General features: G+C 65.3%; 1 protein-coding gene. It reads left to right on the forward strand.

Annotated features, from left to right (window positions below; genetic code table 11):
• Positions 1 to 639: ABC transporter substrate-binding protein (locus ACFQ3T_RS36935; protein ID WP_380730857.1), on the forward strand; the 639-nt coding region annotated here is incomplete at both ends.

Raw genomic sequence — 639 nt, forward strand, 5'->3', positions numbered from 1 at the left:
CTGAAGTTCTCCGACGCGCAGCAGAAGCAGGAGAACCAGATCAAGGCGATCCGGTCCTACATCCAGCAGAAGGTGGACGTGATCGCGTTCAGCCCGGTGGTGGAGACGGGCTGGGACACGGTGCTGCTGGAGGCCAAGCGCGCGAACATCCCGGTGATCCTGACCGACCGGGCGATCGATTCGGACGACAGCACGCTGTACAAGACGTTCCTCGGCTCCGACTTCGTCGAGGAGGGCAAGAAGGCCGGTGAGTGGCTGAAGGCCAACGCGGCGGGTGCGAAGAACGTCGTGGAGCTGCAGGGCACGACGGGTGCGGCGCCGGCGATCGACCGCAAGAAGGGCTTCGAGGACGCGATCGCGGGGTCGGACCTGAAGATCGTGGCGACGCAGACCGGTGACTTCACGCGGTCGGGTGGCAAGCAGGTCATGGAGGCGTTCCTGAAGTCGGTGCCGCAGATCGACGTGGTCTACGCGCACAACGACGACATGGGCCTGGGCGCGATCGAGGCGATCAAGGCCGCGGGCAAGGTGCCGGGCAAGGACATCAAGATCATCACGGTGGACGCGGTGAAGGACGGCATGACCGCCCTGGCCGCCGGTGAGATCAACTTCATCGTGGAGTGCAACCCGCTGCTGGGC

Source organism: Saccharothrix hoggarensis, assembly GCF_042678885.1.
Taxonomy (GTDB): domain Bacteria; phylum Actinomycetota; class Actinomycetes; order Mycobacteriales; family Pseudonocardiaceae; genus Actinosynnema; species Actinosynnema hoggarensis.